Below are 20,323 nucleotides of genomic sequence, written 5' to 3' on the forward strand. Positions count from 1 at the left end.
ATGTCGCTTTTAGATAGATTTCTGGAAAAAACAGAGTTTGAGTCCTATGAGGATTTCTGGAAGAACTATAAGGTTAAGGTCCCTGAGAATTTTAACTTTGCATATGATGTCGTGGATGTGATAGCGAAAGAGACCCCGGATAAGGTTGCCCTGGTGTGGTGCGACGATAATGGCGGCGAGAAGATAATGACCTTCGCCGACATGAAGCTCATGAGCGAGAGAGCGGCCAACTTTTTCAAGAGTCTAGGTATCAGGAAGGGCGACCCCGTCATGCTCGCCCTCAAGGGGAGGTACGAGTGGTGGTATTGCATGCTCGGCCTTCACAGGATTGGCGCCATCGCCATCCCGGCGACCCACATGCTCACCGCCAAGGATATCGTGTACCGGGTTAGGCTGGCCGACATAAAGATGATGGTGGCTGCCGACGAGAGGCCGCTCATAAATTATGTTAACGAGGCCCAGAGGGAGTGCCCCGATACGCTCAAGCTCAAGGCCGTGGTGAATGGAAGCTATGAGGGCTGGATTGACTTCAACGCGGAGGTCAATAAGGCGGGGGACCGCTTTGAGCGGCCGACCGGCGAGGAGGCGACCAAAAACGAGGATATTTCTATCGTATACTTCACCTCGGGGACGACGAGCCTGCCCAAGATGACCAGGATTAACTTTACATATCCGCTGGGCCATATCCTGACGGCGAAGTACTGGCAGAACGTCATCGACGGGGGCCTCCACTATACCGTGGCGGATACTGGATGGGCAAAGGCCGTGTGGGGCAAGATCTATGGCCAGTGGATAGCTGGCAGCGCCGTCTTCGCCTACGACTACGACGAGTTTAACCCGGTAAACCTGCTCGAGAAGACGACGAAGTATAAGGTTACCACTTTCTGCGCCCCGCCCACGATTTACCGTTTCCTCATAAATGAGGACTTGAGCAAGTTTGATTTCTCCCATTTGAAGTATTGCGTGGTGGCGGGTGAGCCTCTTAACCCTGAGGTCTATTATAAGTGGCTGAAGATGACCGGGCTCAGGCTCATGGAGGGATATGGCCAGACCGAGATGACGGTGGCGATAGGCACCTATCCCTGGATGGAGCCGAAGCCGGGCTCCATGGGTAAGCCTTCCCCTGGCTACCACATAGAGCTGTTAAATGCCGATGGTAAGCCCTGTGAAGTGGGCGAGGAGGGGGAGATAGTCGTCAATACCCTTAAAGGCGTGCCCGTGGGGCTTTTCGACGGATATTACCGGGATGAGATGAAGACGAAATCGGTGTGGCACGATGGCTACTACTATACGGGTGACATGGCCTGGAAGGACGAGGACGGATACTTCTGGTTCGTGGGCAGGTCGGATGACGTCATAAAGAGCTCTGGCTACAGGATTGGCCCCTTCGAGGTCGAGAGCGCCCTGATAACGCACCCGGCAGTGGTCGAGTGCGCCATAACGGCCGTGCCCGACGAAATCAGGGGCCAGGTTGTCAAGGCCACAGTGGTGCTCAAGAAGGGATACACGCCAAGCGAGGCCCTCAAGAAGGAGCTTCAGGACCACGTTAAGAAGGTCACAGCACCCTATAAGTACCCCCGCATTGTCGAGTTTGTGCCGGCCCTTCCCAAGACCATTAGCGGTAAGATTCGGCGGGTTGAGATAAGGGAGCGGGATAAAAAGTAGCCTTTTATTCCCATTCTTTTTATCTCTTTTTGGCAGCGGAGAGCTTATATATTTTTAGGCTAATTAGGGATTGGTAGGGTAGGTATGGTAGACATTAGCGTTTTAAGCGATATGAGCAGGCAGCGGAAGATTCAGGCCCTAACGGGAGCCGTTGCCATATTTGGCCTCTGCCTGTGGTACTTCGGTGTCAGGATTTTCTCGTTTAGCCCTGGCGAGCTCATCGCCGCCCTTGCCATCATCTTTTTCGCCGTGGCCACAATCCACTGGTTCGACGACGAGGAGAAGCTAGAGGAAGAGAAAAGTAAAAACTAAAAGTAGGGCTTTATCATTTAGCCTTTTTCTTCACCGGTGATTCTTTAGACTTTCCGTCCACCCATTTTGCCTTCAAGTCGACCTCCAGGTCTTCGCGCCAATCCGCCCCAAGCTTACCCGCTCTCACCAGCAAGTCCACCCACCGCTCAAAACGCTTACGGTTCTCAGATTTAGTCCTATCTTCCCTGTAAAGCCTGTCAGCGCTGGTGAAGGGCGAACCCATCCTTTTAGGCATCAATAATTAATCAACCGCCAGCCCGCCAAATAGTTTTCGTTAATGACAATAGACCAAATACCATATAAGCCTTGATGCTGACTAAAAAAGAGGAGATGATCGATGACCGACATACACATATACTCACAGCCGACCTGTTCGGCATGCAATGAAGCCAAAGAGTACCTCAAGAGCAAAGGCATACCATACATAGACCATGACATACTTAAAGATGAGAAGGCTCTCGAAGAGATGATACACGTTTACAAGGTACGCGTCACACCTCTCATAATCATAGGGGATAAAAAGCTCGTCGGCTTCGACGTAGAGGAGCTGGAAAAGGCCCTCGCCCAGCTCAAATAAGCCACTTATCTCTTTTTTATGCTCAAAACGCAGCCAGGCTTATGCCTCTCCGCACTTTATTATAAAATATAATAAATACATAACAAATTATATCATCGCTTACTTCAATGCTATGTAAACGGTGATAACAATGGAACAGAGATATGCTGCAAATGCCAATAATGGAGAGAAGGCATACACGGTCAAGAACTACTGCGTCAACACCAACCGCACCTACATCTACGAGATCAGGAATGGGGAAATCGTAAACGAGCGCAAAGTGCATGGAGAAGGGTAAGAATACCACACGCCCTACAGGCGCTTAGGCCTCACAAATTATATAATATAAGCCACCCCATATTTTTTAAAGGATTTGCTGCCATGATACATGAGGCATTAGTCGGGCTTGCCGCAGTAACCCTGCTGTTACTGGGAATCGCCCTCATGGTGGTAGGGTTTATGATGGCAAGCAAGTTCATGCAGGCTACGGGCTTCATGAGCGGAGTCATAGCGCTCGTGCTCTTCTACTACACATGGGCATTAGGCAGAAAGGAAGAGCCAGAAGAAGTATAAGCTACACGTAAGGCGCACCATAATAAGCAAAAACTTTAAAAGCTATACGGCTATTATACAGACACGCCTGCACAACATGCAGGAGTCTTGAATTATTAGGTATCACGCCTGATGATTGATGAAGGGCTATACGCCCTGAAGGAGGAAATCACAATGGCAAAGCCGACATACATAAAATTTGAAGTACCGCAGGAATTACAGGACAAGGCCCTCGAGGCTGTAGAGCTAGCAAGAGACACCGGAAAGATAAGAAAAGGCACTAACGAGGTCACCAAGGCCATTGAGAGGGGCATCGCCCAGCTAGTGCTAATAGGGGAAGACGTACAGCCCGAGGAGATCGTCGCACACCTGCCTGCGCTTTCAGACGAAAAGAAAATACCGTACATATTCATAAAGAAGCAGGAAGACATCGGGGCGGCATCAGGGCTAGAGGTGGGGTGCGCGGCCTCCGCAATAGTAGACGCGGGCAAGGCCAAGGCCCTGGTCGAGGAAATTGCGCAAAAGTTTGCAGCCCTGAAGAAGTAAATAACGGGTGATAAGATTGGTAGAAGAGACAGGCGTTCCGGCCGAGGTCATTGAAATCATAGGCGTCACCGGGATGCATGGAGAGGCCGTGCAGATAAAGTGCAAGATCCTGGAAGGGACAAACAAGGGCAGGATCATTACCAGGAACACCATCGGGCCGGTCAGGCTGGGCGACGTCTTGATATTGATGGAGACGGCGAGAGAGGCCAAGAAGCTTTCAGGCAGGTGAACCAATGGCTGACGTTAAGAAGTGCACGTTCTGCGGCGGCGACATAGAGCCGGGTACGGGCAAGATGCTCGTCAAGAAAGACGGGACTATCCAGTATTTCTGCTCCACCAAGTGCGAGAATAATAATAAGCTAGGGCGCATCCCGCGCTTGACCAGGTGGACGGTGACTGGCATAGCGCAAAAGGCAAAAGAGAAAGAGCAAAAGAAGTAACGCCAGGTGGTCTGTACGGACAGGACTTTCGTGATGATCAAGCCTGACGGCGTGCAGCGTGGCCTGATAGGCGACATCGTCTCGCGATTCGAGCGCCGCGGCCTCAAGATAGTGGCGATGAAGATGCTCGTCGTGAGCGACAGCCTGGCTAAAAAGCATTACGAGGAGCACGCCGCAAAGCCGTTCTTCCCGAGCCTGGTGAGCTTCATCAAGTCAGGCCCCGTCGTGGCAATGGTGGTCGAGGGCAGGAATGCGGTGCCCATCGTGCGCAGCATGGTTGGCGCCACCAGTCCATCGAACTCGAGCCCTGGCACTATCAGGGGAGACCTAGCCCTTGAGACGGGCAGGAACGTTATACATGCCTCAGATTCGCCGGAATCGGCGAAAAGGGAAATATCCTTGTACTTCGATAACTCTGAGATAGCTACGTATAAAAGAATAGATGAGCAGTGGCTGTACGAGTAAAGCCGCTGCGGGAGCCCTTATGGCAACGGCCACCGAAACGAAGAACCTCCGGACGCCTATCGTATGCGTCATGGGCCACGTCGACCACGGCAAGACCTCGCTTCTGGATAAGATAAGGGGCACGACGGTGGTCGATAAGGAGGCCGGAGCCATAACGCAGCACATAGGGGCTACCGAGGTTCCCCTGGGCACTATTAAGGCCATGTGCGGCAACATGATGGCCGCTAGCGTGGTAATACCAGGGCTTCTTTTTATCGATACGCCCGGCCATCATGCTTTCACCACCTTGAGGAGCCGGGGCGGAGCCCTGGCAGACCTGGCCGTCCTCGTGGTAGACATCACAGAGGGGTTCCAGCCCCAGACCATTGAGGCCATAAAGATTTTGAGGCAGTTTAAGACTCCTTTCGTCGTCGCTGCCAACAAGATTGATAAGATTCAGGGCTGGGCTCCTTCGCCAAACTCGCCTTTTATTAAGAGCTTTACCGGCCAGCCTGACTACGTTAAGGCAGCTATCGAGACCAAGACGTATGAGCTGGTCGGCAAGCTGTCCGACCTGGGCTTCAGCTCGGATAGGTATGATCGTATAAGGGATTTCACGAGAAATGTGGGCATCGTGCCGATTAGCGCTAAGACCGGTGAGGGCATACCCGACCTGCTAATGGTGCTTATCGGGCTGGCACAGAAGTTCCTGGAGGATAGCCTGCGCATGACGGTCACGGGGCCTGGCGTGGGCACCGTGCTCGAGGTCAAGGAGGAGCGGGGGCTGGGTTTCACCATCGATGCCATCATCTATGATGGGGTTATCAAGGTGGGCGATACGATAGTCATTGGAGGCAAGGAAAAGCCGTTCACGACGAAGGTGAGGGCGCTTTTAAAGCCCAAGCCCAATAGGGAAATAAGAGTAGAGGAGCGCTTCGATAGGGTTAGCAGGCTGACCGCCGCGGCCGGCGTGAAGATACTCGCCCCCGGCCTGGAGAACGCGATGGCAGGCTCGCCGCTGCGAGTCGCCACCGAAGAGAACAAAGAGACGGTTCTCAAGGAAATAGAGGGAGAGATGGAGAAGGCCAGGATAGTGACGGACGAGACTGGCATAATGATCAAGGCGGACACGCTTGGCAGCCTGGAGGCCATAGTAAACGAGCTTAGAGGGGCGGGAATAAAGGTGGCCATGGCCGAAGTGGGCGACATATCCAAAAAGGATATCATAAACGCTGAGACGCTGCCCGAAGCAATGGACCGGGTCATACTTGGCTTTAACGTGCAAATCCTCGCAGAGACAAAAGAATACCTGCAAGCTTCTGACATCAAGGTCTTCACAAACGATGTCATCTACAGGCTCATCGAGGATTACGAGAAGTGGCAAAAAGCGCAAAAGGATATGGCCGATAAGAAGCGGTTCGAGGAGATAGTGAGGCCAGGGAAGATCAGGTATTTGCCGAACTGTACCTTCAGGCAGAGCAAGCCTGCAGTCATCGGCGTCCATGTCATGGGCGGGTGCATTAAGCCCGGCATCACGCTCATCAAGCCCGATGGCTCGAAGGTCGGCGTGATAAAGCAGATTCAGGAGCGGAACGAGAGCCTGAGTATAGCCACGCAGGGCAAGGAGGTGGCCATCTCGATAGAGGGGCCTACCGCCGGCAGGCAGATTAATGAAGGTGATATTTATTACGTGGACGTTCCTGAGCCCCACAGTAAAGTCCTCGAGTTTGAGCTTAAGGATACGATCCGGCAGGACGAGCTTGAGGTGCTCATGGAGTTCGTGGCCATTAAGAGGAAAAATAACCCGTTTTGGGGACGTTAAGCCTTTTTTACGTGCATTATCATCGGACAGGTTTTATTAGCATAAAGAAAATAAGCACTACTATGGGAATTTAGTTGGTGGTTCCGATAGTCGATAAAGAGCTTTGCATTTCATGCGGCAACTGTGTTGACCTGTGCCCGGACGTCTTTGGCTGGGGCGAGGACGGAAAGGCGGAGGTGATCGACCCTGGCGGCTGCGGCACTAAGTGTGACTGCCAGGAGGCGGCCGAGTCGTGCCCGGTTGATGCAATATCCCTGGAAGAATGAACACTCATAATACGTAGTTTCCTTTTTCACCAAAAAATAAAAAAGAAGGGAGCTATGAATAGCCCATTTTTATTGTAATAACTTTGCCAGCTCGAACTTGTAGGGGCCGAGCTTGCCGCCATAGTTACCCGCAGAAATCTTGACGACGCCGGGTACGTGGCAGGCTGCCTTGATGCCCGCGGCCATCGCCTTGCCCACCGTTGCCTCGTCAAGGCCATCGATGACGATCTCGTAAGCGGCGTTCACGTTCGGCGGAAGCTGGGTGTCAGGCACCTTAGACTTAAGCGTCGGGGCCATCTTCTCGTTGGTCGAGGCCTTCATAAACTTATACTTAGAGCCGACCTTAGAGCCTGACGAGACGATGCCGCCCGGGAACGGGGTGATGCAGCCTTCGATTTGCGCTATTGCGTCCACCGCTGCCTGTGCGCCCATCAAGGCCGAGCCCTGGGTCTCGCCCATGACGAAGAAGTTGCCGCCAGCAACGCCCTTCTTATAGCCGTATTCCTCCTCGCAGATGAACTCGCCGCCCATGATCGGGATGGCCCACACGTTCCTGTCGCCAACCTTGGTCTGGTACTCGAACTTATCTCCAAAGAAGTGCAGCTTGACGTCGATGCGCTTCTCCTGTGTCTTGTCGGGCAGCCTCTCGAAGGGCAGCCAGTTAAAGACGGCCGTCGTCGGGGCGGTCAGGACGCATTCGCCTATCCTCTCGATGAGCTGCTCCTTAAGCTTATCCTTGTTGGGGTGGCAAATCATGATAACATAGCCCGGCCTTCCATCAGGCGTCTTGTCCGCAGGAACAAAGCAATCGATCCCCGCCTCTGCAGGGCACCCGATGACCGACGTGCCGAAGCCCGTGGCCTCTATTGCAGCTACCTTCGCATAATACTCCGTTACCGCGGTGATGAGCACGCGGGAAACCTGGGCGGGGAACGCCTCGGCATAAGTATCATCGATCTCCACGTTGTTGTACTTCATCATACTCCTCCCATAGTGAAAAGTTGTATACTAAATAGTTCTGAGGTTATATTAGGATGCCGGTTAAGCGGCGCTATTCCGAGTGGAGAGAGAGCCTGTCTATCTTGATGGCTTCATTCCTGTATTGGCTTATCGATGGCAGGGCGAGACACGCCGTGCTCCCCATGTTGAAAGGGATGAAGCTTATATCCAGGTGGCTTGTGTCAGTGTGGGCATAGTCGGCATTGCGAAAATCGATAGCCGTGATCGATGTGTCCATGTTGGGAAAGGCGAACGCGATTTCTCCCAGGGTGTAGAAGGGACATATGAGCTTAGCTGAAAACGTGGCGTTTGCGGTGGTCGTCTGCTGGGCCGACGCTGGCCAAGCATTCATGGCTAGAAACGCCAGGAAAGCCGTTGCTATTAAAAGAGTTTTTTTCATAAGCTTCCACCTGCATTACTAAACAAAACATGCCCTCGCATTTATAAAAAAAAGACCGCTATATATGACAAAAATGGCGTCTCAGGCTACCATTTATTGCGCTGGCCGCATTAATTTATTATATTGCTGCGATATTCGCCATATCGCCTTATTCATGGCCGACATATCCGGAGTAACCAGTGGTAAAGCATTAAATGCCGGCGCCTATAGGGAATTGTAGGGGACTGGATGAATAAGGCCTTTAAGCTGCTCTTGATCATCATCTGGGCCATGGTGATGGCCTATGCCCATATTCATCCGGCGTCGGCCCGCGCGCCTATGGCCGGGGTGGTTGACTATTTCCCCGCCATAACGGCTTCAAGGCCATTCAATAGCTTCGTGGCCTACAATAGCGCGATGTTTAACAACGCCACCGCTGGTATTTCCAGGGAGGCCCATCATGCCGGAATTCCTGCCGAGGAGATGCGGGAGGAACGAGTCGAAAGTATGGCTGCAGTAGGGCCTAAGAACCACATGCAGTTCGAGCTGTACACGGGAGCGCCCAGGTCGATATCGTACTGGAAGCCAGTGAATGGCCTCCTGGCAGAAAAGATAGGGGAAAGGCCAGGCATCGTCGCGATGAGGCTGACAGGGCTTATGGTGGGCGGCAGAAGGGTCGATATGGCGGGACGAGTATGCCTCTAAGCCTTCGGAGGAATCATGATGACGACTTTGGCGCCCTTCCTGTGGTCTCCATGTACCCGGTCTTCAATCCATACACGGCCGCCATACTTGTTTACAATCTTCTTGACCAGGTAAAGCCCGATACCCTTACACTCCTTCATGATCTCTTTATATTGCCTGAATACCTCGCCCTTAAACTCGTCCGGTATGCCAGGCCCGTTATCAGAAATCTCGATTCTGCAGGTGCCTGAGCGGTCTCTGGATACGCGGACGTCTGCTTCTACCAAAGAAGACGTGGAGTGCTGAACGCTATTCTTCAGCACCTCATAGGCCGCAAACATGAAGAGGGGGCTTACCTCCAGAAGGTCTAAGCCCGTGGCCTTTACGTTCAGCTTCTTGCCTGAAGCCGACGCAATTTGGGCGGCGGCGGAGGCAGCGCTGGAAAACGCCTCCTTGAGCGCCACGCTCCTTAGTGCAGCATTATCGTTCAGCGAGCGGACAAGCCCTGAGGCGGCCTCCTCCCATTCCTTGCTTAACGCCTTATCCTTCATCGCCCGCTCGATGAGGTTCGCGTACAGCACGGCATCATCGGCCCTGGCCGCTGCCGCCTCCTCCTGCAGCTTAACGCTTAAGGAGACCGCTACCTGGCCGCAAATGGACTGCAATGCCTCCGAGTCCAGCGGCGTCAGCGCCTTATCATTTATGACGGTGAGCACGCCCACAAGCCTATCCTGGTCGACCAGCGGAGTGACCACTATATATTCCCCGCCCAATTTATTTATGGCCGATTTTACTGCGGGCGAAAGAGCGTAATCTTTCATGGCCATGACTATCTGCTGGCGGTGGTACGCCGTCCTGCCCGCGAGGCTCATCGAGTCCGGCGCAATATCCTGTAGCGATACATAAGACTTAAGCTTCTCCGTCCATCCCTTACTCGATACTAGTTCCACCCGGCCATCGCGAGCCACGTATCCGGCGAATGCCAGGTAATGCGTGGTCTCCCTCATCAGCCACAGCACTTTTTCGAAAAGCTCCTTCGGGCTTTTCGCCTGCGTAGAAAGCCTTGATATCTCTATCAGCACTCGCTGTAGCGTGACCATCCGTATCCTGACGTTACGGCTGACCTTTTCGCCATTTAGCCCGGTGATGGGCTTACACTCCAGGGAGAAGTACCGCTTTTTCCCAAGCCTGTCAGCGTCCTCGAAAATGGCCCCTGGCCTGAAGAGGTCTCTAGCCCCGGGGAATAGCTGGCTGAGCTTAGCGCCAGGCCCTATCCCCCTGTGTGAGAACCATTCGCTAAATGTTTTGTCGCACCATACAATGGTATCGTCCTGTGCTACGATGCAATTACCATCGGCGGGCATTAGCTCCATACATATTCAGAGGCCACGTCATCCCTATTAAACTTTTATATCTCTCACGCCCGATATGCCTGCTTACCTTAATGTATAAATTAATTGACCGTTTTGTGAAAATATAAAAATATTATTGGACATATCATCGTCATCTTTAAGGCTTAAAAGTGCTTAATGTACAATCGCAGCTTAAGCTGCAGTGATCGCCGCATGGAAATTGAATCTTTGGTGATGGTAAAAAACGCCGTCTTAAAGAAGGATATGCTATTGCCCCTTCTGGCCGTTATGGGCCTGCTAGCCATCTGGGTGCTGGTCGTCATCGTGTGCCTGTATTTTGGCCACGCATACGAAGGCTCGATCGTCGGCAAGGTGTTGCTAAATATACAAAGGCTTTAACTTTTTTTACAATCAAAACATTATTATGATTCTGGGCACATTGAGCCTCTGATGATAGAAGAAGGGTGTGTCTCCATTGATGTGGGGAAAGGGGTCTTTTACAATCCCCGCATGGAGATGAACAGGGATATAACCGTGGCGTGCCTGGAGGCCTTGCCAGAAGTATCGACATACGTGGATGCCATGGGGGCATCGGGGATAAGGGGGATACGTGTAAAGAAAGAAGTATCTAGAGATGTAGAGGTCACCATAAATGACTGGGATGCCACGGCTTGCGAGCTAATAAAAAGGAATGCTTTAAGCAATGGCGTAAAGGTGAGCGTCTCAAACTGTGGCGCGAACACGCTGCTATCCTCAACGCAGTTCGACTTCGTGGATATAGACCCGTTTGGAACGCCGGCGCCATACATAAACTCGACTTGCTGGGCGTCGAAGCGGGCGATGGGCATCACGGCCACGGACACCGCCCCACTGTGTGGCGCACACCTCAAGTCGGGCATAAGGACATATGCGGCTTATCCCCTTAAGACCGAGTATTATGCGGAAATGGGGCTTCGAGTGCTGCTAGGCAAGGTCGCGCGGGAAGAGGCTAAATACGATAGGGCTCTCAAGCCGCTTCTATGCCACGCCACCGAGCATTATATAAGGCTATACCTTGGCGTGGAGCATGGGCGGGCGGCTGCGGACAGGATGATGAAGGAAATGGGCTTTATCGTGCATTGCTTCAAGTGCAAGAACCGTTTTGAGGCTAAAGGGCTTGCGCCGCTGGCCCTGGATACCTGCCCCGTGTGCGGCGCAAAGGTCGGCATTGGCGGCCCGGTCTGGCTGGGGGCCACTAAGGATAAGGCATTCGTGGAAAAGGTCATCGGCGTGCTTGAAAAGGGCAGGTTCAACAAAAAGGGGCCTGCGATAAAAATGCTAAGCATTATAAAGGATGAGCTTGATATGCCCACTTTCTATGACCAGCACGCCATTTGCAGGGACCTGAAGGCGACGCCCTCGGATATCTCGACGCTCATAAGGGCGTTAAATGACCTGGGATACTCCGCCTCGCGCACGCATTACCTTGGAGTGGGGTTCAAGACCGACGCGCCCATTAACATCATAAAGGGCACGGTCTTGAGGCTTTCTAAGAATGCTTGAATCATATATATTATATCCTGCCCTGAAAATGCTGAAAACCTCCAAAAATAGTAAAAAAATATACATATAATGAGAAAACTAAAAAATAATTTGCTTAGCAAGTGTAAGGTTTATAAATAGTTAAAGCATTATTAAATATCGTCAGGTATTTCGGTGAGGATATGCCAGTTCTTGATTTAATGAATATCCTATTGATGGCAATTATTTTCATTATTTCTCTAGCCGTCATCCTGGCAATTACGAGGGTGAGAGCGCTGGAGAATAGTACCGTGAAAACGATCGTATATATCGGGCTGGGGCTTATCATGTTTACCCTGGTGGGTTTCACGTTTAACATGTGGGAGAATCCCCCCTCTGACGGGCTGATAATTGCGAAGGACATCGTAATGCCTTATACTCAATTCTATCCTAACCTGATACTTGCGATGGCGATCGCTGCGACCGTCCTCATAACATACATGGAGAGAGACAATTACGCTTATTTCTTCGCGGGCATGGGGTTCGCGGTACTGGTGCCGGACCTGTATAAGTATATATTTATCAATGGCCGCTCGGACCTGGCGCTCCTCGGGTGCGCCCTCTGGGCGGTTGTGCCCATGATATGGGCATTCATTTGGAGGGAGAGCGCCCTTATCGAGATGAAGGCGTGGGAGAAGTTCATGAGGTCGCTAAAGGCGACGCTTATCAGTTACCCCGTTTATTTATTCACGGCGATCATAGCAATATTCGGTGAAAGTAACCGCGGAATTAGCCTGGACGCGTTACAGGGAGTCGCCAGCTCGGTACCGGAGATAATAATGTTCATCCTGGTCACGATATGGCTTTTCTACCTGCTCAACATCATCATCGCCTCCGTGATGTTTGCTGTGCATGACCTCTTTGTTCACCTGTTGGGCTACAGGCGTGTCGTCAGAGCCGGTAGCGTACGATATGAGAGGGCCATGCAGGCGTCGGCAAAGACGCCGCAGCCAAAGCCGAAGGTGAACCACTATGCAGGCCTCATCGAGGAGATGCAGGTCTTCAGCAAGTACATGGGGCAGATAGACAGGATACGGGCTGCTTCGACGATAGGGCGCTTCAAGAGCGAGTACCAGACGCTCGCGGCAAAATACAATGAGGACTCTAAGGCGGACGCCGAAAAGATGATTAGGATGATCGAACAAGAGTTCATGAAGAAGTATTGATCTTTATGGCGTTGCTGAACCGCGAGGACATGATAAGGATCATCGAGTCATGCGAGATAAAAGGCCAGGATGAGGCTATCGTAAGGGCGCTGATGTACATTAACCTGGGCTATCCTATCATGCTCTACGGCCCGCCAGGCAACGGTAAAACCACCATCGCGGAGCATTTGCTGAGATACATATCCGGCGGCGACAACTATTATCGCATAGAGGCCACCGAGGGGATGACCGAGTACCACACGATTGGCGGGTTCCACCCGCTATCCATGTCTGGCAACCCCGAGCTTTCTAAAAAATTCGTGTACAAGGATGGCATAATCACCCGTGCCATAAAAGAGAAGAAGAACCTGCTTATCGACGAGTTCAACAGGGCGCCGACTACAGCCTATTCCGGCCTGTTCATGCTCCTTTCCGCAGGGATATTGCCCGTCGAGCACAGGGAAGAGGTCTTGAGAAAGCCCGATAACTGGGTCTTGATAGTGACGGCCAACCTTGGCGATGAGGGGACGTTCAAGATGAGCTCGGCGCTAAAGCGCCGCTTCATACCTATATTTATTGGCTATATCAACCGTTTCACCGAGGAGAAGGTAATCCGCTCTTATGCCCCTGACCTCGACCAGGCAATCGTTAACGCCATACTTGATTTTGCCGAGGAGACAAGGAGGCTCTGGCAGGAAGAAAAGGCGCTCCCTCTGGGCCTTTCGACAGACGGAGTAATAAAGATGGCGAGGTATTGCGACTTATCCATAGCCGAGGGGCTGGATGGCAAGACGGCGTTCACCGACGCTGCCATGCATCAAGGAATTGTCATAGCGGATGAGACCGATTATGCGTCCATACAGACGGTGAACGAGCTTGCGTTGAGGATAGCGAGCCGCCTATGATATTCGACGATGGCCTCGAGCTAAGGGAGTCCTGCGCCCGGTGCATGGCTGACCCAGCGGACGTTGAGTCATACGATACGCTAATGAATGGCTGCAGGATAATCGGAAGAGGCTTTTTACGGCTATACAGCATAATGCCCTCGATGAATACCCGCATGGTGTACTCGAATTACGTGGGCGGGGGCATGATCTCTTTTAATAAGACGATTTCTGGTTTCAGCCAGAAAGGCAAGAGCCTGGATGAAATTGTGGCCAGGTATCGCGTGAGGGACGTTAAAAAGTTAAGCCTGGCAATAATGTATGACGATTCGAACTCGATGACCGCCTGGTGGCGCATCAAGAATATGGGAGTGAGGATTAGCGAGGCACAGGCGCCCCAGTCATACGCTAAGGTCGCGTGCCTTGCGCTTATGGAGGGACTCGGGAAAACGGCTGATATAAGCCTCTGGACGTATGGCAGCAGGCCGGAAGGGCCGTTTACGGCAAATAACAATATGTATAGGCAGTTGATTTCAAGGAATGGCTCGGGCGGCACCCGGCTCGACCTTGCGCTTCAATCCCTCTTAGACGTTGGCTGGCACAGGAAGCCCGGCACAAAGGTGGCCATTATCCTGACGGATGGCGTGCCCGAGGTAGGGAGGAGCGTCTACGCCGAGGACGTGCTGGTGAACGTCAAGGCGCTTGACCTTTTAAGGAGCATTATGGGCAGTAAGGTAAAAGTCCTGTATATCCAGCTTCATACTGATGATTCGCGGCGGTATAAGAAGTGTGGGGGGTACACGATGAAAGAGTTCGGGGAGGCCATCGAGAAGATGGGCGGCCTCGTGATGAACGTGGATACGGCCAACCATATAAGCGATTCGCTATTTAAGGGCCTCCGGCAAGTATTAAAGCTCAGGTAACCGATCGCCTTTTGCTTGCGTAAAGGTTTAGCAGGTTCACGCCATTATTATAATGGTGATAATCTTGATTCTCGCGCTTGAGAAGGCCCTGGATAGCAGGGCGGATTACTTTGATATAAGGCTTTTAGAAGTCACGACCACGAACCTGGAGATGAAAAATAACGAGGTGACCAGGGCCGTTGCGGGCAGGGAGAGCGGGGCGTGCGTGAGGGTGCTCTACAGGGGCGCCTGGGGGTTCGCTAGCACGCCTGACGTTAGAGAGCCTGCCTTGAAAGAGGCGGCCGACAAAGCCGCGAGGATGGCGAAAGGCGTGAGCGAGAAGGTGAAGGAAAAGTCGTCGCTAGCCCCGGTAAGGCCGTCTGAGGGCACAGCCGATATCCCCATGAAGAAGAGCTTTTTGGATATGGGCATAGAGTCAAAGCTCGGCCTTTTACGGTCAACCTATGATGCGGTCAAGGACTACGATTTTATAGCGAGCATGACGGCGGCTTATAAGGACGACTATACGATTGAGGAGTTCATGTCATCCGAGGGGAGCCATATCGTCACGAAGACGCCGCGGGTATTCTGGTCGCTGGAGCTTGTAGGGAGGAAGGACGGCGACATACAGTCTGTGAGGAGGCGCATAGGCAATTCGATGGGCTTTGAGGCCTTTGACGGCGACAGGCATGTGGCGGTTGCCAGGGATTGCGCGGCATCGCTGGTGGCATTGCTGGCGGGCAAGTCGCCACCGTCAGGCATTATGCCCGTAATCGTCGATCACGGCCTCTGCGGGGTGTTCGCCCACGAGGCGGTCGGCCATGCTTCAGAAGGCGACCTCGTGGCAACCGGCAACTCGTGCTTCGAAGGGCTTTTGGGCGAGCAGATAGGGAGCGAGCTCGTCACCATCAAGGACGACGCCACCATACCTGGGCTTTTCGGCAGCTACATATATGACGATGAGGGGGTCAAGACGCGCCCCAAGACGCTCATAGAGGACGGCAGGCTGAATGGCTTCATCCTTAACAGGGAAACCGCCGCTCGCCTAGGCATGGAGCCAAATGGAGGTGCCAGGGCGGAGTCATACCACCATAGGCCTATCGTGCGAATGAGCAATACATATATTGATAGAGGCGACGCCACGTTCAAGGAGATGATAGAGGACATCAAGCTAGGCGTATACGCAAAGGATAGCCGGGGAGGGCAGGTCAACACCTCCCAGGGGTTCTTCCAGTTCAATGCCCAGGAAGCCTATCTCATAGAGAATGGCGAAATCACGAAGCCATTAAGGGACGTTTCGCTATCGGGCAAGACGCTGGATATTTTGAAGTTAATCGATATGGTGGGAAATGATCTGGTTTTGGGCCATCCTGGAATCTGTGGGAAGGGGCAGTCTGTCCCGGTCGGCGACGGTGGGCCGCATGTGAGGATATCGAAATGCGTCGTAGGGGGGAGATGAGATGGAAGATGAGCTTTTAGCGATAGCTAAAAAAGTAGTGGATGCCGGCACCGCTGTGGGCGTTCAATGTGAGGCTTTCGTGCAAAAAGTCCGGCATATCTCGATAACCGTGGAGGGTGGGAACATCACGTTTGGCTCCCACGATGGGGACTTCGGCATCGGCGTCCGCGTCATAAAAGAAGGGCGGCCCGGATATGCGTTTTGCTCGGAGAAGTCTATAGATTTTGGAATCAGGCAGGCCATCGCTTCCTCGAGGTTTAGCAAGGCCGGAAATTATGCTTTTCATGATGAGACAAACGTTATGGCAGGAGGCTCCCCATTTGATAGCCGTATCGCCTCCATGGTGCCCGAGGATGGCATAGAGCTTGCCAGGGATATGGTGGAGGGGGCATCTTTTGATAAGCGTGCCCTTCCGTCGAGGGGCGGCATAAGCTTTGGCACTGTTGCCATAGCGGTGGCCAACTCCAGGGGCGTGGCGGCTTACGATGAAGGGACCATGATAAGCGGGAGCATGATGTCTGTTATAAAAGACGGCGGCATGGTGGCCAACGGGGATGAGTTTGAACTCTCAAGGTCCCTGGACTTTGATTTCGAGGCGATAGGCCGGACTGCTACCGAGAGGGCGGCAAGCCAGCTAGGCCAGAAAGGCATTGAGACCGCTAACATGGACGTCATAATGAGGCCGAGCGCCGCCTTCGATATCCTGTGTAATACGGTGGCCCCAGCGCTTTATGGGTCCTCTGTCAAGAAGGGCGAGTCGATCTACGCTGGCAGGATTGGAAGCCAGGTCGCAGCGTCTGGCCTGACTCTCTTGGATGATGGCACGCTCAGCAATGGCTTGAATACATATGCCATGGATGAGGAGGGCTATCCGAGCCGGCGGAACGTGCTCATTGAGGACGGCGTCCTCAAGATGTTTTTATATGATAAGTTTTCGGCGATAGAGTCCGGGGCCAGCCCTACCGGTAGCGCGATGCACGCGGACCGCCTGGAGCCCGTCTCGTCGTACAAGGTGCCTCCCACCACCTGTGCCCGTAATCTAGTACTAAAGGGCGATGCTGCAAGGGAAGAGGAGCTTATCAGAGAGACGAAAAAAGGCGTCCTCGTCCTGGACGTCCTGGGAGCGCATACGTCAAACAGGGCGAGCGGCGATTTCTCGGTGGCAATATACGCTGGATACGCCATCGAGGATGGCGAGATAGCTTATCCGCTAAAGGGTGGCATGATTGGCGGCAACATGCCTAAAATGCTCATGGAAGCGGAGCTGGCGGATAATTATAAGCTGGTAGCCTCGGGGCTTTCCCCTGCGGCGGGCTACGTGCCAAGCATTAAATTTAAGAACGTGAGGGTGTCTGGCGATTAGGCCGGGCTGCTTTTATTTTTTAAAAACTTTTTAATATATAATAATAGTTATTTTATTAGAGGCTTCTTTGATGTCCCTGGCGGCGAGGCTTGTAGCCAGTATTATCGTGGCTTCAGCGCTTATAGCGCTGGTAGCGCCAGGCTTATGCATCGGTACGGGCGTGAAGGCATACGTGCCGACCATGCGGTCGGCAACCGTCGAAGCCCTGCCGCTCACGCATAGCGGCTCCTTCATGGTCTACAACGACGGCTATCGTGATGGCGTATATATCGTCAGGGTTGGCGTAACCGAGCCATCCAGCATTAACTGGCTAAACTTGAGCGATTCCATATTTACGTTGAGGCCAGGCCAATCAAAGCTGGTCTACTTTACCTTTAACCTCACTGTCGAGACCGCCATCGCGGGCGAGCACGAGTTTATCTTTACGCCTACGCTGCTAGCGATCGGCGTCGAGCCATACCTGGACGCGCTTGCCACCTATGTCTCGAGAGCCGACTCTTTCAGGTTCAGGCTAAGCATATCGGGTCAGCCCGGCGCAGCTTCAGCAGCCATTCCAATAACCTTCGTCGAGGGGAATCGCACCAACTTCATACAGTATTCAGTACTGGAGGACACAAATAAGGTGGTTACGCAGCTGGACCGCGCCATACGGCTGAACTTGCCCGATTCTGCCATCGTCGGGGAGCCTGTGCCCGTGTCCATATCCATATTTGAGGGCTTGAGCAAGCGAGGCATATCACTAATGGCCGTTTCGCCTGAAGGCCAGGCTTTTCCCGTATCAGAGGGAAACATTGCCTTTAATAGCATTGGCCTGTGGGGCGTGATCGTCCTCGTGGGCGATGAGATGATAATCGGCAGGACAATCGACGTGAAACCCATGTGGTCCCCTCTTGCAGGCCTTGATGCCAGCTCGTTGCTTGCAGGGCTTTCGCTGCTCTTACTACTTTCCGTGGTACCGTTGTGGCTACTTGTGCCGGCCAAGCGTCAGAAAGACCCCTACGATGACATTGTTTTTAAGGCCTATGTTGTCAAGAAGTATATTGATAAGTTTGATAGGGATAGGCTGCAGCGCGCGGTGCAACTGCTTAAAGAAGAATATGAGAGGTTAGTGTCTGCAGGGGCGCCTGGAGATAAGTGGAGCGCAATAAATTCTATAAAAGAGCTTGACGCTCTTGCCGAACTGGAATAAATTTCGACGCATTTGATTATCATATCAGTCCATCATAGTATGATTTTATAATTACATGCCGCATAAGTGATGGCATAAGTGCCGCATAAGTGGCCTAAATTTTAGCGTTTTTAGGCTTATTTTATTTTCACTTATACCAAAATAATAAATTAATCGACCAAATTCACAATTAATTTATTCTAAGATAAACTAATATATCTTACATAAAGAAATCTTTTCGATTATTTTACCTTAAATCCCCCTTACAATCGAGTTATTATCGATAATTAAAGAATAAATTTATATACTATCTCTTGCTAATTATGGTCTAGAGGTGCGGAATAGAACTGTACTGAATCATTCAAAATATATCGATTATTCGGATATATTTTGAATGAATTTTCAAAATATTTGCTAATTATCGAAATATTTTCGATTATTGAGCAAATATTTACGATTCGAAATCCGCACGGAGGGATGATATGGCAAAAAGCAATAGAGTTACACAAAGTAATGAAGGTTTCACCGGTCTAGAAGCCGCCATCGTATTGATAGCATTCGTGGTCGTTGCGGCAGTCTTCTCCTACGTTATGCTAGGGGCCGGCTTCTTCACGTCTCAGAAGAGCAAAGAAGTGGTGCACACTGGCGTCGATCAAGCAACCTCTTCGATAGAACTCGCAGGAGATATCATCGGCGTTGGCGATCCAGTGACGCAAAACTTAACTGCCGTTAAGATCACGGTGCAGCTGACCGCTGGTAACAACCCGGTAGACATAAACAAGACAATAATATCATACCGTACAACCAATACATACAATGCGTCGGTGTTTGACGGATCTAATCCGGACGAGGTACAGTGGATTACCACTGTTAATGAGGGAACTCCAAACAATTTGCTTGAGAAATATGAGAAAGTACAGTTAACTATACCAATAATTGCCGCTGAACAGGTCGGTCCTAACCAGAAGATAGTTCTAGAGGTCAAACCGCCAACTGGTGCAATTTTAGCTATCCAGGGTACAACACCAGCAGCTATTGACCCGGTAATGGTGCTTTATTAAGCACCATTTTTCTATTTAACATCATTTTTATTAAATGATGAACAGTCATAAGCGCTATTCACGCTATAAAAAAGAGGAGGCAAAAGACTTGGAAGACGCTGGCACAGGCACTTTAAACGCCAACCTGGAACCGAATAAAAGGATAGAGAATATAGAAAAAGAGCTCCACATACTTAAAGGGTCCATAAAAAAACTAATGATCGACATTCGGGAAGAGATGAATAACTATGAAAACCCGTTCTTAAACCTTCAACAGTTCCAGGCCACGATACCTGCAGAAGAAGTAAAAGATATTGGCGAAATCGATGAAAACTCCTCAGAGAATATAGAAGACCAGCCTGATGAAGAGCCTTTAAGTGCCTCTCCTGAATCAAAAAAACCTGAAAGCGAGACCCATAGCAAGGAAAAAGGGGCAATCCAATCCAACAAGCTCCAAAAAATGGAGCTAGAGAAAATAATCAAGATGATGCAATGGACGAGAGCCGTGCTGGCAAAAAATGGACCCGAACGATTCAACAATTTGCTTGATGTTTATATTGCAATGGGATATCTGAGCGTTGATACAAAAAACATAATTGAAAAAATGAGCAAGCTCTTTCCAGCAAGCGCCGAGCCTATGAATAAGGATCTAGACATCAAGGATTGCGTAGCCGATATGTACTCTCTATTCATGATCTTGAACCCGAGAGACAAAGAATTAGACTCGAAGGTGCTGAGAGTAATGCTCGGCAATGAAGGCAATGCATGAAGGATTATGAAGAAGA

The 20,323-nt window shown here is 51.5% G+C and carries 26 protein-coding genes; 22 read left to right on the forward strand and 4 right to left on the reverse strand.

The features are described 5' to 3' along the window. Both MTC_RS09480 and MTC_RS09485 read left to right on the forward strand, forming a co-directional pair. The gene (locus tag MTC_RS09480) at positions 1-1,665 is read left to right on the forward strand and encodes an AMP-binding protein (RefSeq protein ID WP_014406475.1); all 1,665 of its coding nucleotides are present in this window, start codon (positions 1-3) and stop codon (positions 1,663-1,665) included. A gap of 84 nt (positions 1,666-1,749) precedes the next feature. Continuing rightward, on the forward strand, positions 1,750-1,977 hold the full coding sequence (locus tag MTC_RS09485; RefSeq protein ID WP_014406476.1) for a hypothetical protein: 228 nt from the start codon (positions 1,750-1,752) through the stop codon (positions 1,975-1,977). 13 nt (positions 1,978-1,990) lie between these two features. On the opposite strand, the gene MTC_RS09490 is transcribed toward MTC_RS09485, so the two are convergent. Continuing rightward, positions 1,991-2,212 (reverse strand): hypothetical protein, encoded by a 222-nt coding sequence (locus tag MTC_RS09490; protein WP_014406477.1) that lies wholly within the window; start codon positions 2,210-2,212, stop codon positions 1,991-1,993. A gap of 102 nt (positions 2,213-2,314) precedes the next feature. Between MTC_RS09490 and MTC_RS09495 the strand changes: the two genes are divergently transcribed. From MTC_RS09495 to MTC_RS09530, 9 genes are all read left to right on the forward strand, one after another. Further along, positions 2,315-2,554, forward strand: coding sequence for a glutaredoxin family protein (locus MTC_RS09495; RefSeq protein WP_014406478.1), 240 nt, complete (start codon positions 2,315-2,317; stop codon positions 2,552-2,554). A gap of 130 nt (positions 2,555-2,684) precedes the next feature. After that, positions 2,685-2,831: a hypothetical protein gene (locus tag MTC_RS13375; protein WP_014406479.1), complete on the forward strand. Its 147-nt coding sequence runs from the start codon at positions 2,685-2,687 to the stop codon at positions 2,829-2,831. Between the two features lie 83 nt (positions 2,832-2,914). Beyond that, positions 2,915-3,106 carry a hypothetical protein gene (locus tag MTC_RS09500; RefSeq protein WP_014406480.1) on the forward strand — a complete coding sequence of 64 codons (192 nt, stop codon included), beginning with the start codon at positions 2,915-2,917 and terminating at the stop codon, positions 3,104-3,106. 153 nt (positions 3,107-3,259) lie between these two features. Further along, positions 3,260-3,631: a 50S ribosomal protein L7Ae gene (gene rpl7ae / locus MTC_RS09505; RefSeq protein WP_048189639.1), complete on the forward strand. Its 372-nt coding sequence runs from the start codon at positions 3,260-3,262 to the stop codon at positions 3,629-3,631. Between the two features lie 16 nt (positions 3,632-3,647). Further along, positions 3,648-3,860 (forward strand): 30S ribosomal protein S28e, encoded by a 213-nt coding sequence (locus MTC_RS09510; protein WP_081476841.1) that lies wholly within the window; start codon positions 3,648-3,650, stop codon positions 3,858-3,860. A gap of 4 nt (positions 3,861-3,864) precedes the next feature. After that, positions 3,865-4,071 carry a 50S ribosomal protein L24e gene (locus tag MTC_RS09515; RefSeq protein WP_014406483.1) on the forward strand — a complete coding sequence of 69 codons (207 nt, stop codon included), beginning with the start codon at positions 3,865-3,867 and terminating at the stop codon, positions 4,069-4,071. Between the two features lie 6 nt (positions 4,072-4,077). After that, a complete protein-coding gene (gene ndk / locus MTC_RS09520; protein ID WP_014406484.1) occupies positions 4,078-4,536 on the forward strand; it encodes a nucleoside-diphosphate kinase in 459 nt (152 codons plus the stop codon). A gap of 19 nt (positions 4,537-4,555) precedes the next feature. Continuing rightward, positions 4,556-6,337, forward strand: coding sequence for a translation initiation factor IF-2 (infB, locus tag MTC_RS09525; RefSeq protein WP_014406485.1), 1,782 nt, complete (start codon positions 4,556-4,558; stop codon positions 6,335-6,337). A gap of 77 nt (positions 6,338-6,414) precedes the next feature. Continuing rightward, the gene (locus tag MTC_RS09530; RefSeq protein WP_143767123.1) at positions 6,415-6,603 is read left to right on the forward strand and encodes a ferredoxin; all 189 of its coding nucleotides are present in this window, start codon (positions 6,415-6,417) and stop codon (positions 6,601-6,603) included. A gap of 69 nt (positions 6,604-6,672) precedes the next feature. Here the strand turns inward: MTC_RS09530 and fhcD are convergent, their stop codons facing one another. Then, positions 6,673-7,581 carry a formylmethanofuran--tetrahydromethanopterin N-formyltransferase gene (gene fhcD / locus MTC_RS09535; protein WP_014406487.1) on the reverse strand — a complete coding sequence of 303 codons (909 nt, stop codon included), beginning with the start codon at positions 7,579-7,581 and terminating at the stop codon, positions 6,673-6,675. A gap of 73 nt (positions 7,582-7,654) precedes the next feature. Then, the gene (locus MTC_RS09540; RefSeq protein WP_014406488.1) at positions 7,655-8,002 is read right to left on the reverse strand and encodes a hypothetical protein; all 348 of its coding nucleotides are present in this window, start codon (positions 8,000-8,002) and stop codon (positions 7,655-7,657) included. Between the two features lie 228 nt (positions 8,003-8,230). Here MTC_RS09540 and MTC_RS09545 point away from each other — a divergent pair, with 228 nt between their 5' ends. Continuing rightward, on the forward strand, positions 8,231-8,686 hold the full coding sequence (locus MTC_RS09545; RefSeq protein WP_014406489.1) for a hypothetical protein: 456 nt from the start codon (positions 8,231-8,233) through the stop codon (positions 8,684-8,686). Here the strand turns inward: MTC_RS09545 and MTC_RS09550 are convergent. After that, on the reverse strand, positions 8,683-10,038 hold the full coding sequence (locus tag MTC_RS09550; protein ID WP_014406490.1) for an ATP-binding protein: 1,356 nt from the start codon (positions 10,036-10,038) through the stop codon (positions 8,683-8,685). The genes MTC_RS09545 and MTC_RS09550 overlap by 4 nt on opposite strands. A 192-nt stretch (positions 10,039-10,230) precedes the next feature. On the opposite strand from MTC_RS09550, the gene MTC_RS13160 reads away from it, so the two are divergent. The 10 genes from MTC_RS13160 (at position 10,231) to MTC_RS09595 (ending at position 20,307) form a co-directional block, all read left to right on the forward strand. Then, the gene (locus tag MTC_RS13160; RefSeq protein WP_014406491.1) at positions 10,231-10,416 is read left to right on the forward strand and encodes a hypothetical protein; all 186 of its coding nucleotides are present in this window, start codon (positions 10,231-10,233) and stop codon (positions 10,414-10,416) included. 51 nt (positions 10,417-10,467) lie between these two features. After that, positions 10,468-11,559 (forward strand): tRNA (guanine(10)-N(2))-dimethyltransferase, encoded by a 1,092-nt coding sequence (locus MTC_RS09555; RefSeq protein WP_014406492.1) that lies wholly within the window; start codon positions 10,468-10,470, stop codon positions 11,557-11,559. Between the two features lie 194 nt (positions 11,560-11,753). Next, complete coding sequence (locus MTC_RS09560; RefSeq protein ID WP_237705890.1) at positions 11,754-12,743, forward strand: hypothetical protein; 990 nt, start codon at positions 11,754-11,756, stop codon at positions 12,741-12,743. Positions 12,744-12,748: 5 nt separating this feature from the next. Next, positions 12,749-13,627: an AAA family ATPase gene (locus MTC_RS09565; protein ID WP_014406494.1), complete on the forward strand. Its 879-nt coding sequence runs from the start codon at positions 12,749-12,751 to the stop codon at positions 13,625-13,627. Further along, the gene (locus MTC_RS09570; protein WP_014406495.1) at positions 13,624-14,529 is read left to right on the forward strand and encodes a vWA domain-containing protein; all 906 of its coding nucleotides are present in this window, start codon (positions 13,624-13,626) and stop codon (positions 14,527-14,529) included. The genes MTC_RS09565 and MTC_RS09570 overlap by 4 nt, the downstream gene beginning before the upstream one ends. 55 nt (positions 14,530-14,584) lie before the next feature. Next, complete coding sequence (locus tag MTC_RS09575; protein ID WP_237706010.1) at positions 14,585-15,967, forward strand: TldD/PmbA family protein; 1,383 nt, start codon at positions 14,585-14,587, stop codon at positions 15,965-15,967. 1 nt (position 15,968) lies between these two features. Continuing rightward, positions 15,969-17,330 carry a TldD/PmbA family protein gene (locus MTC_RS09580; protein ID WP_014406497.1) on the forward strand — a complete coding sequence of 454 codons (1,362 nt, stop codon included), beginning with the start codon at positions 15,969-15,971 and terminating at the stop codon, positions 17,328-17,330. 70 nt (positions 17,331-17,400) lie between these two features. Then, on the forward strand, positions 17,401-18,519 hold the full coding sequence (locus MTC_RS09585) for a hypothetical protein (protein ID WP_014406498.1): 1,119 nt from the start codon (positions 17,401-17,403) through the stop codon (positions 18,517-18,519). 461 nt (positions 18,520-18,980) lie between these two features. Beyond that, a complete protein-coding gene (locus MTC_RS09590; protein WP_014406499.1) occupies positions 18,981-19,559 on the forward strand; it encodes an archaellin/type IV pilin N-terminal domain-containing protein in 579 nt (192 codons plus the stop codon). Between the two features lie 88 nt (positions 19,560-19,647). Continuing rightward, positions 19,648-20,307: a hypothetical protein gene (locus MTC_RS09595; protein ID WP_158308516.1), complete on the forward strand. Its 660-nt coding sequence runs from the start codon at positions 19,648-19,650 to the stop codon at positions 20,305-20,307. The last annotated feature ends 16 nt before the right edge of the window (positions 20,308-20,323 follow it).

This window comes from Methanocella conradii HZ254 (assembly GCF_000251105.1).
Lineage (GTDB): Archaea > Halobacteriota > Methanocellia > Methanocellales > Methanocellaceae > Methanocella > Methanocella conradii.

Coding starts and splice junctions, on each gene's coding strand:
- MTC_RS13375 (WP_014406479.1), top strand. CDS start 2,685: ATGGAACAGAGATATGCTGCAAATGCCAATAATGGAGAGAAGGCATAC.
- MTC_RS09500 (WP_014406480.1), top strand. CDS start 2,915: ATGATACATGAGGCATTAGTCGGGCTTGCCGCAGTAACCCTGCTGTTA.
- MTC_RS09490 (WP_014406477.1), bottom strand. CDS start 2,212: ATGCCTAAAAGGATGGGTTCGCCCTTCACCAGCGCTGACAGGCTTTAC.
- MTC_RS09545 (WP_014406489.1), top strand. CDS start 8,231: ATGAATAAGGCCTTTAAGCTGCTCTTGATCATCATCTGGGCCATGGTG.
- fhcD (WP_014406487.1), bottom strand. CDS start 7,581: ATGAAGTACAACAACGTGGAGATCGATGATACTTATGCCGAGGCGTTC.
- MTC_RS09580 (WP_014406497.1), top strand. CDS start 15,969: ATGGAAGATGAGCTTTTAGCGATAGCTAAAAAAGTAGTGGATGCCGGC.
- MTC_RS13160 (WP_014406491.1), top strand. CDS start 10,231: ATGGAAATTGAATCTTTGGTGATGGTAAAAAACGCCGTCTTAAAGAAG.
- MTC_RS09495 (WP_014406478.1), top strand. CDS start 2,315: ATGACCGACATACACATATACTCACAGCCGACCTGTTCGGCATGCAAT.
- MTC_RS09560 (WP_237705890.1), top strand. CDS start 11,754: ATGGCAATTATTTTCATTATTTCTCTAGCCGTCATCCTGGCAATTACG.
- rpl7ae (WP_048189639.1), top strand. CDS start 3,260: ATGGCAAAGCCGACATACATAAAATTTGAAGTACCGCAGGAATTACAG.
- MTC_RS09480 (WP_014406475.1), top strand. CDS start 1: ATGTCGCTTTTAGATAGATTTCTGGAAAAAACAGAGTTTGAGTCCTAT.
- MTC_RS09540 (WP_014406488.1), bottom strand. CDS start 8,002: ATGAAAAAAACTCTTTTAATAGCAACGGCTTTCCTGGCGTTTCTAGCC.
- MTC_RS09570 (WP_014406495.1), top strand. CDS start 13,624: ATGATATTCGACGATGGCCTCGAGCTAAGGGAGTCCTGCGCCCGGTGC.
- MTC_RS09550 (WP_014406490.1), bottom strand. CDS start 10,038: ATGGAGCTAATGCCCGCCGATGGTAATTGCATCGTAGCACAGGACGAT.
- MTC_RS09565 (WP_014406494.1), top strand. CDS start 12,749: ATGGCGTTGCTGAACCGCGAGGACATGATAAGGATCATCGAGTCATGC.
- MTC_RS09590 (WP_014406499.1), top strand. CDS start 18,981: ATGGCAAAAAGCAATAGAGTTACACAAAGTAATGAAGGTTTCACCGGT.
- infB (WP_014406485.1), top strand. CDS start 4,556: ATGGCAACGGCCACCGAAACGAAGAACCTCCGGACGCCTATCGTATGC.
- MTC_RS09585 (WP_014406498.1), top strand. CDS start 17,401: ATGTCCCTGGCGGCGAGGCTTGTAGCCAGTATTATCGTGGCTTCAGCG.
- MTC_RS09515 (WP_014406483.1), top strand. CDS start 3,865: ATGGCTGACGTTAAGAAGTGCACGTTCTGCGGCGGCGACATAGAGCCG.
- MTC_RS09555 (WP_014406492.1), top strand. CDS start 10,468: ATGATAGAAGAAGGGTGTGTCTCCATTGATGTGGGGAAAGGGGTCTTT.
- MTC_RS09485 (WP_014406476.1), top strand. CDS start 1,750: ATGGTAGACATTAGCGTTTTAAGCGATATGAGCAGGCAGCGGAAGATT.